Below are 8692 nucleotides of genomic sequence, written 5' to 3'. Positions count from 1 at the left end.
AGGGCAGACTGGGGCTGGGCAGGGGGCGCGCTGGGGGGGTTTCCTGGGGCCGTGCAGGAGCAGGGGGGCTGGGTGCAGCCTTTGGGCTTGGCACTGCCTCTTGACTGACTGGGAGACCGTTGATCAGTTTCTGCTCAAGACTTTCCAGCCTTTGCAAGAGCGAAGACTCGCCTTGCAGACAGATTTGAATCAGGTCGGCTTCCAGCCAGATTTCGGGCTGTGTAACCTTGTGCAGGCGATCTGCTGTTTTGACCAATTGTTCGATCACGGTAATGGTCTGGCCCTGGGCCAAGGGTTTGCGCAATTCTTTCAAGGGGGTGACCAGATGCGAGGGCACGCCCAGTTCTTCCATACGGGCCTGGGGCAGTTCTGAAAGGGTGAGATGGCGCAGCACCTGAAGCAACTCCTGTACGATCTGCAGGGTATCGTGGCCTTTCTCCAGCAGAATTTGCAGGGTTTGCAGCAGGGTTTCCAATTGCCCGTGGAAGAGGGCCTGTACCAATTGCAGCAGAATATCCTCTTCGATCAGGCCCAAAACCTGATAAACCAGCGCATCGGGCAGGGTTTCACCCGGTGACGACATGGCATGTACCTGATCGAGCAGGCTGAGGGCATCACGCCCACCCCCTGCCGCTTTGCGGCCAATTGCTTCAATTGCCTGGGCTGAAATGCCGATCTGTTCGGCTTGGGCAACTTTGTGCAAATGTTGAATCAGAGCAGGCAGGGCAATGCGTTGAAAATCAAAGCGCTGACAACGTGAAACAATGGTTTGCAGCACCTTGTGGGGTTCGGTGGTGGCCAAGACAAAGATCACATTGGCGGGAGGCTCTTCGAGGGTTTTCAGCAGCGCATTGAAAGCTTCGTTGGTGAGCATGTGAAATTCATCAATGATGAAAATCCGGTAATGCCCGCCACTGGCTGAAAAACGCACCTGTTCACGCAGCTCACGCGCATCGTCAATGCCCCGGTTCGAGGCCGCGTCGATTTCGATCACATCGAGGGAATGGCCGGCGGTGATTTCCTGACAGGAAACACATTGGTTGCAGGGTTCTCCTTCACTGGGGTTGGCGCAGTTCAGGGATTTTGCCAAAAGGCGTGCGGTACTGGTTTTGCCTGTACCCCGTGGACCGCAGAAAAGATAGGCGTGGGCCAGGCGGTCGAGGCGAATGGCGTTGAGCAGGGTGCGTGAAATATGCTCCTGCCCGACCAAATCGCCGAAGGTCTGGGGACGCCATTTGCGGTAGAGGGCCAGGTGTTCCATGATCAGCTCAGCAGTTTGCGGGTTTCAGGGTCGCGTTTGAAACGGGTAAAACCTGAGCCTGCCGTGATTTTCAGGCCACGGGCTTCGAGCTGATCCATGAAGAGATTCAGACCCAGGGAGTCGCTTGACATATGGCCGGCCAGAACAATATTGACATGGGCTTTTTCAAGCACTTCGCGCACGCCGGGGGAGAGGTGCATGGCCACAATCGTACCAATGCCCGCCTGGCCGAGTTTTTCGTAGATCTCTGTGCCTGCATCAGTGCCGCCGGTCATATCGACCATGATTTTGCCGCAGCGGTTGTCGGGGCTGCCACTCAGCAGGCGGGGGCCAGCTTCAAGTTTTCGGGCTTCATTGTATTCCGGTTCATGAGAGAGCAATTCCATGATCTCTGAAATGAGGCGGGGCTGAGCACTTGCGATTTTTTGCTCGATATAGTGCTGCACCAGATTGTCGGTGGTGGTATGCGAGGTCAGCATCGGCAGTTCCAGCAGGCGGGCGGCATCAACCACGCGGTTATAGTTGCCCACGCTGATCTCAAAATGGGTTTTGTCGGCTTCGCGTTGCAGAATCTGATCGGCCACATTGATCGGGACACCGTGGCCGTGAAAAATATCGGTTTGCAGATCCATGGCCTGGTGCAGAGTGGTCAGGGCCAGGCCTTCGGGGTGGTGGGCCATGACGGCGTCAATGCCCGTCCCTTTTTGGTTGAGGCGATCTACCAGCAGCAGCTCGGATACGCCGATATCAATGCCGACAAAGAGGTGTTTGATTTCGCGATCGACAGCCCCTTGCAGAATGCGGGTATCGGGGTAGGGGTTGGTGAGCTGGTCGGTGTCAAACCATTCTTTTTCAGCGGCGCTGAGTTGATCAAAGGCTTTGCAGCGGCGCTCAAGCTCCTGTGCCACAGCTTCAGGCCCACGGGGGTCTGTCTGAATGCCGAGTTCAACGCTGAATTTATAAATATCCCAGAGTTTCATTCTGTACTTCCTTGCCGATCTTGATCTGTCCTCTGGTGCCCACTGAAGTGGATCCATTGTACCTGAGATCAGCGAGGATTTGGGGAAACTGTCACTACTTCAACGCTCAGCTCTGGCAGATGATGAGGTCGATGAGTGGGCCGTTGATTCGGGCCGCCGTCTCCGCACATCGTGTGCGTCAACGCTATCTACGCGTTGCTCCGCTGTCCTTGGTTCTTGGCGACACAGGAGCCGTAGAACCAAGGCAATTTCCAGGCCCCCTGACCCTTTTTGAGAAAAATTGGCCGAAAAATCAAAGGCCAAAATCTGCCATAATCCCCCTTGGATTGGATTGTCGTTTTTTACCGATTCAGTCTGTTTTGGGTTTTGGGAAAAGCTCAAAAGTCATTATTTAAAGTATCTTTGGCTTTTATTCAGCTTGAGGTTCTAAGAAAACAATGTGTAAAAATGGTAATAATAATCCAGCAAACTGTTTAACGCTGTGGCCACTTCAGGTTTGATTGTTTGGTAAAGTGTTTCAGACATCAGGCAATCCAAGAGTAGAATCTTGACACCATAAATTTCTGCAATGAAGTACGCTTCAATGTTTCCATTGCTCTTTTTTTCATAGTAGTGAACCTGAAGGGGGCGGCCCTTTAAATCGATCAGGTTTAAAAAACTATTTTCACTGGGCAAATCTGAGAGGCTGTCCAGTTCTGGGTTTGAAGACCTAAAGACAGCTTCTAAAAGACAGTAACCTTCGATTTTGTTATTGAGGGATTCATAATAGCCAACAAAGGTAACTGTTTTTGGAAAAAACTTATAATTTTTAGGAACCAGTACACCAGGATCTGCGGTAACTGTATATTTTGTCAGTGTTTTATTGCCAAAGGAAAAGTGTTTTTTTTGAAGTTTTTCCCTATTTTCAATGCTCCGTTGAACCAGGTTTTGAATTTGTTCTGTAGTTTGAGTGAGTCCACGTTCAAATCTTGGTGTATATACGTCCATTTCATCTGAAAAGGGAGTGTCTTGTCTTCTGACTATTTTGCTGGGAGTTGCGGCCTCTGCAGAAACGGCCGCAAGGAATACAAACGCTAAAATAAAGAATCTCATTAATTTTTGCATTCGATTTTGCTCCATTTTCCGTTATTAAAGGTCATTTGCAGTTTCATGGTGTACTGCTCAGAACCTGTGTTGAAGGTATGCCAGGTAGCAAAGGTGACAAGGGCTGTACCCTTTTTAAGGGTACCATCAGAATTTTTTCCAAATGCATCCGTTATTTTACTGGAGTCGATGGCCATAACTAATTTGAGGGCATCATTTTTTCTTTTCAGGTAATCAAGGACAGAGGTGTCTAGGGGAATATTGTTTTGCTTGGCGATACTTTTTGCCTTATTGATAATGTCGCTGGGAATTTGTCCTGTTTCTTGATCATTTGCGATGGACTCATTCATTTTTTGAGTCCAACCAATCTTATCAGAATGCATCATTTCTGGAGACCAATTATTGGAGTCGATCACCCCAAAATTAACTATTTGCCCATTGATATCTGCTCGTATACTGGTTTGTCCAGGATCCGTTAATCTGGAAAATCCACCAAATGGAAAATAGGGGTTGGAGTGGTTTAGCGAGGGAGAATCTTTGTTCTGAGGTCAGAATTTCTCACCAATTATCAGCTTTACTTACGATAAGTTGCTTGCGTATTTATCCATTCTTGAATGGCCTTTACAATTGCAGAATCAAACGACCCTTCCAGATTTTCTGGATAAAACATTTCAGCTAGATTTTCTTGAGCAGGTATTTCAAGAAAATTGTTTTTACCAAAAATATAGCGCTCAATATAACCCTCATGGCGTTTTTCATAGACTGTCAGTTCCATTTGGGGCAATAACTGAAAACGCCCTTGCAGGTAGCTCGGATTTTGACTGAATGCAGTTTCCAAGAGGTTTCTTGAAAGCTCTTTTTCACTTGCCCCTACTGCTTCAAGCAAGAGATAAGCAATGACACGGTTGCCAGAAAGAAGATGATAGGAGAGGGGTCTGATTTCATCCAAATCCCAATGCAAAATTGCAGAATATGATTTTATTTTTTCTTTACTTTGCTTGTAACTGAGATCTGGTTTTATATCTGTACTGGATTGCCCCAAATAGGACTCAATATAAAAGGGTAAACCACGGGGATACATCAATCCTTTAGCGGGGTCCTGATAATTTTTTCTCACATCAAACAAGGGCTGAGGGAGAATGCTTTGGGATGCAGCCAGAACAGATTCGAGAGAGTCGTTGTTTACTGAGAAGGGCACAAATTGAATCCCCAAGAATAGGCAAGTGAAAAGAAGGCTTTTTTTGATGCGTGCGTTTTTCATGGCTGGCAACTGACCCCCCAATTGATTGTATTATTACTTCTAAGATTCTTTTTGACAATGATAGGAATATAATCACCATTGCTGAGATGAATTTTTAACTCAGTAGTCTGGCCTACTCCTGTCTTACCCACGATGCTTTGTCCTTGCTTGTCCATGTCTATGGCAAGTGCATAAGCCAAAGATTCTTCTAGCTCGAATAAGTTTGGAATTTGCTGACAATCATTTACAATATCTGCCAAAGCAATATACCCACTTGAATTTGCCAGATTATCAAGATAGTAATCCACAATTTCTTGTGCTGCCTTTAAGCTAGAACCTTTATCCATGACATTTGAAGACTCATCCAAAGTCATTTGTATATTTACAGCATCATTAATGAGCTTTTGACGTTTTTTTAAATCCACTGTTTCTCTCAGCGCTTCTTGCCACATGTCTTTGGCCAATTGTGCTTTTTTAAGAAATTTTTGATAATTGGGCGACTTCGGATTGGCATTTTGTGTATCTATTTGATCGGGGGTTCTATGATGCAACAGGTCTACCGTGTCGGGAGTGCGATTACTGGTCACCCTCAGATTTTGAGCACCCAATCGATCATCTATTAAGCCTTTTTGATTCGGCGTCACAATCAGCGTAATATCTGGCCCAGTTGGATCAAAGTCATAAACCAGACTGAGTTTGAATTTCCTCTGCACAGACTGACATGAAGTCTGGCCTTTCTTTGGAAATAGTCTGCAATTGCATTTTTTGAGTGGCACTGCTTGAATTGCAAAACCTGGTTCTTCACAGCCACAATCTTCAATTGGAGAAGGTGATGGACTGGGCACAGGCGTAGGCGTTGGGTTTGGCGTGGGCGTAGGAACAGGGGTTGGGGTAGGAGTCGGTAAAGGCGTGGGTGTCGGCTGAGGCACTACCTCAAACAACACCAGGAAGTCGATATCGATACTGCCTTGGCCCATACCCAATTGATTGTAGAATGCAGTACAGCTTGGTGGAACACCATCTCCGGTAAGGTAGGCATAAGTCAACGGATTGCTAAAGCTCGCTTGCAGATGTGCACTCTGTGTTAATGGATTTAAAGTTAATACAGCCTGTTTGATCGGTACATTATCCCCATATCCTGTTCCTCCCCAAGCAGCCTGATTGCAGGTTCCTGGCGCGGAGGCAGGAAGTGTCCAAATATAATCCATATCACCATAACTGGCTTTGCTGGAATCAAAATTGAAATGGATCCCATCTGTACTGGTCAACTCCATTTCCAAGTGTTCGTGTCGGGTATAATTTTGTGAGCCACCAGTATATGTCGTTCTATGGGCACTGGTTCCTGCCCTGATACGGGTCGCAATGGCTTGGCCTTGACTATCAACTCCCCTTTCCAAAACATTCAAACCATAACCAAAACCATAACTGAGATTCGAACCCGATTGAAGGGTTTCAAGTGTGAGCGTATCTCCCTGGGGAGCAAAGCCTGGGGCGGCCCAACTCATAACAGCACTTAAACTGTTTACACAGCCCCCACTGCAGCCTGAATCCTTAGGCAAAGCCTGGGTCTGAAATCCTGGCAGAGTCGCATTGAGGGGATTATTGCTATAAAAATAAACGGTATCTTGGGGAACCAGCGAATGTTTTACATTTTGGATTGAAAAACTACCCTTGGGAGCCTGTTGGTTTAAAACCGGGGCCTGGGTCATGCAGGAAAAGAGCATCAGGCTGGTCAGCACACTGGCCGTAAAAGGCGTAAAAGATTTTTTAAAAGCAGAAAGGCAAGAACATTTACCCATAGAAAATACTCTAGCAGTGGCGTGATTTTTTGAATATATTGCTTTTAGGCTGAAAAATCAAAGGCCAAAATCTGCCATAATTCCCTTTGGATTGGATTGGATTGGATTGGATTGGATTGGATTGGATTGGATTGGATTGTCGTTTTTCTCCGTTATCGTTGGCCATTCAAAAATGCTTGCAAAAATTTGACTGTATATCCAGACAGGGTACTATCTAAAGCTTCGGGATAAAAGGCATCGACGACCAGATAATTTTTTACGGGGAGATCGGTTTGAATTGAAACAAGCACATAGCGTTCAATAAAAGCAGCTTGTCTTTTTTCATAGACCTGAAGACTCATATTCGCAGGAACTTGAAGTGTTGGAGAGAGTGGGATAGTTCTTAAGGGCAAGGCTTTTATTTTCTTTATCACAGAGTTGGGCTTGCTTTCATCGGCCATGACGACCAGGGGTTCGAGAAGATTATACCCAATGACGATATTTTGACTGATCACATAGTCAAGGTGAATATTTTCAGCATAATCAGGAGGAAAATCTCCACTTAGGAGAGCCAGATTCATATTGCTAAGATGCGTTAATTTTGCCCCTTCTGCAGTAAAATACTCAAAAAATTCTTTTACTTGCTGAGTTGAGGTGCTGAATCCAAAGAACGAAAAATATGAAGCCTCTTCCCCTCTGGCATTCAAATTAATGCTGTTGACACCATCTAAATATTCTCCCTTAAATCGATCAAACTGAATGCTTGGCGTATTTGAAAGAGCAAAACTGATTGGCATACTGGCTAAGCAGGCGATAAAACCAGAGAAGACAATCCATTTTAGTTTTTTGATTATGCGCATGTGATTACCCACGCTCCTGTTTTTGGATCAATGGCCATTTTTACTTTAACGGTATAAAAACCAATTTTGATTTCGACAGAGGCTGGAGTTCCAGACTCCATAACTTTACTGTAAATCGCTCCTCCATTTACTCCGACAACAAAATATCCGTTATTATTGATTTCTTTGTTGCGATTTGACTCAATAATTCCTATCAGTCCTGTTTGTGTTGAACGATCGAGTTCCTGCATGATCTGGCTTAATTTAGGGTATTTTGTTTTATTGTTCTCTACTTGATTACGAATAAATGGAGAGATTCGAAATGAGCCGTTATCCCCATTATCTTGTCCCCCCTTGGGATTGTACAAGGAAAGTTCTTGTACCAGTGCATAGTCGCCATTTATATTTGCGTCATTTGAATAGGTGGGCATCGCAACGCGTAAATTGGTATTGCCTTGATAGCCAATTTCATTTGGGTTGAGTAAATTAGATTTATCATTTGTCATATCATAATGTTTTGGAGTATATTCATTATTTGGTCGAAACACAAAGGTGATATCAGCTCCTTTTTTATCAAAATCGTATACTTTTGCCAATGTAAGACCTGCTCCAGATTTGTCCCCTGTATTTGTCATGACACAATGACTATTTTTAGGCTCACCTTTGGGTTTATATCTATAAATTTTCTTGCAACTCGGAGGGCAGGTTTTTTTTCCTGCGGCCAAGGTCTGAAAACCTCCACAATCACAGATATCAGGGGTGGGCGTAGGAACAGGTGTTGGGGTAGGAGTCGGTAAAGGCGTGGGAGTAGGCGTAGGTTGGGGATCTGGCTGAGGAGGCAAATAAACTTCAAGTGAAATACTTGCGGTAGAAGGCCCTCCCACCCCATAGTTTGAACAGTAACTCGTTCCTTCAGAATTGACAGCAAAAACAGAGGCTCCCCCTTGAGCCGAGCCTGAGATACTCAGTTGAAACTGTGCTTTGGATTCTGTAGGATTCCAAACCCCGCTGGCAGAAATAACCCACATACTGTTATTGCTTGTGCCCCAGGAGCCCTCAACACAAACCTCACCTCCATCGGTAAGCTTGTTTGTGTCTGATTGGTAATTAAAGCCAAACCCTGCAGGCCAGGAACGACTGGTATCCAGCGTAAAATTCAAGCCATCGCTGCTGACCAGTTCGATTGAACCGGAAACATTTCGACTAAAACCCCCATTAAACGAGCCCAGATCCCAGGCATTTACTCCTGTGCTGAGAATCAGCCGGGTTGCAATGGGTTGATTTTGGGCATTGACCCCTGTTTCGAGCACATTTACACCATAGTAATAGCCTGACTGGCCTTCAACAATTCGTGAATAGAGGCCCGAAGAATCTAAAGAAACAGAATCTCCTGCAGGTGTAGGGGGAGGCACAGGAAAGAAGCCCAGAGAAGCATTCAAAGCTGTAACCAGACCCGTTTGTGCACAGGCATAGCCATAGTATTGATAATCTGAAGGGCAATTGATCGGCTG

At 45.7% G+C, this 8692-nt stretch carries 8 protein-coding genes and 1 pseudogene; 1 reads left to right on the top strand and 8 read right to left on the bottom strand.

Annotation, left to right across the window (positions count from 1 at the left end):
* On the bottom strand, nucleotides 1-1261 hold a 1261-nt coding region (locus COW20_13835), incomplete at its 3' end, for a DNA polymerase III subunit gamma/tau (protein ID PIW47077.1).
* Nucleotides 1262-1263: 2 nt separating this feature from the next.
* Entirely contained in the window at nucleotides 1264-2241 is a 978-nt protein-coding gene (locus COW20_13830) for an NGG1p interacting factor NIF3 (protein ID PIW47076.1), read from the bottom strand.
* Nucleotides 2242-2372: 131 nt separating this feature from the next.
* Between COW20_13830 and COW20_13825 the strand changes: the two genes are divergently transcribed.
* The gene (locus COW20_13825; protein ID PIW47075.1) at nucleotides 2373-2636 is read left to right on the top strand and encodes a hypothetical protein; all 264 of its coding nucleotides are present in this window, start codon (nucleotides 2373-2375) and stop codon (nucleotides 2634-2636) included.
* A gap of 31 nt (nucleotides 2637-2667) precedes the next feature.
* On the opposite strand, the gene COW20_13820 is transcribed toward COW20_13825, so the two are convergent.
* The 6 genes and pseudogenes from COW20_13820 to COW20_13795 form a co-directional block, all read right to left on the bottom strand.
* Complete coding sequence (locus COW20_13820; GenBank protein ID PIW47074.1) at nucleotides 2668-3345, bottom strand: hypothetical protein; 678 nt, start codon at nucleotides 3343-3345, stop codon at nucleotides 2668-2670.
* Entirely contained in the window at nucleotides 3333-3707 is a 375-nt protein-coding gene (locus COW20_13815; GenBank protein ID PIW47073.1) for a hypothetical protein, read from the bottom strand. Before COW20_13815 ends, COW20_13820 begins: the two co-directional genes overlap by 13 nt.
* Nucleotides 3708-3898: 191 nt before the next feature.
* The gene (locus COW20_13810) at nucleotides 3899-4585 is read right to left on the bottom strand and encodes a hypothetical protein (GenBank protein PIW47072.1); all 687 of its coding nucleotides are present in this window, start codon (nucleotides 4583-4585) and stop codon (nucleotides 3899-3901) included.
* Between the two features lie 800 nt (nucleotides 4586-5385).
* Nucleotides 5386-5490: pseudogene (locus tag COW20_13805) on the bottom strand (PEP-CTERM sorting domain-containing protein).
* Between the two features lie 1025 nt (nucleotides 5491-6515).
* Nucleotides 6516-7202, bottom strand: a complete 687-nt coding sequence (locus tag COW20_13800) for a hypothetical protein (protein PIW47071.1) — start codon at nucleotides 7200-7202, stop codon at nucleotides 6516-6518.
* Nucleotides 7193-8692: hypothetical protein (locus COW20_13795; protein PIW47070.1), on the bottom strand; the 1500-nt coding region annotated here is incomplete at its 5' end. The genes COW20_13795 and COW20_13800, both read right to left, overlap by 10 nt.

Source organism: bacterium (Candidatus Blackallbacteria) CG13_big_fil_rev_8_21_14_2_50_49_14 (assembly GCA_002783405.1).
In the GTDB taxonomy this organism is placed as follows: domain Bacteria; phylum Cyanobacteriota; class Sericytochromatia; order UBA7694; family UBA7694.
Note: the sequence above shows the minus strand (reverse complement) of the source record. Positions and strands in the feature narration are given on the sequence as shown.

Coding starts and splice junctions, on each gene's coding strand:
- COW20_13830 (PIW47076.1), bottom strand. CDS start 2,241: ATGAAACTCTGGGATATTTATAAATTCAGCGTTGAACTCGGCATTCAG.
- COW20_13825 (PIW47075.1), top strand. CDS start 2,373: ATGAGTGGGCCGTTGATTCGGGCCGCCGTCTCCGCACATCGTGTGCGT.
- COW20_13820 (PIW47074.1), bottom strand. CDS start 3,345: ATGCAAAAATTAATGAGATTCTTTATTTTAGCGTTTGTATTCCTTGCG.
- COW20_13815 (PIW47073.1), bottom strand. CDS start 3,707: ATGCATTCTGATAAGATTGGTTGGACTCAAAAAATGAATGAGTCCATC.
- COW20_13810 (PIW47072.1), bottom strand. CDS start 4,585: ATGAAAAACGCACGCATCAAAAAAAGCCTTCTTTTCACTTGCCTATTC.
- COW20_13800 (PIW47071.1), bottom strand. CDS start 7,202: ATGCGCATAATCAAAAAACTAAAATGGATTGTCTTCTCTGGTTTTATC.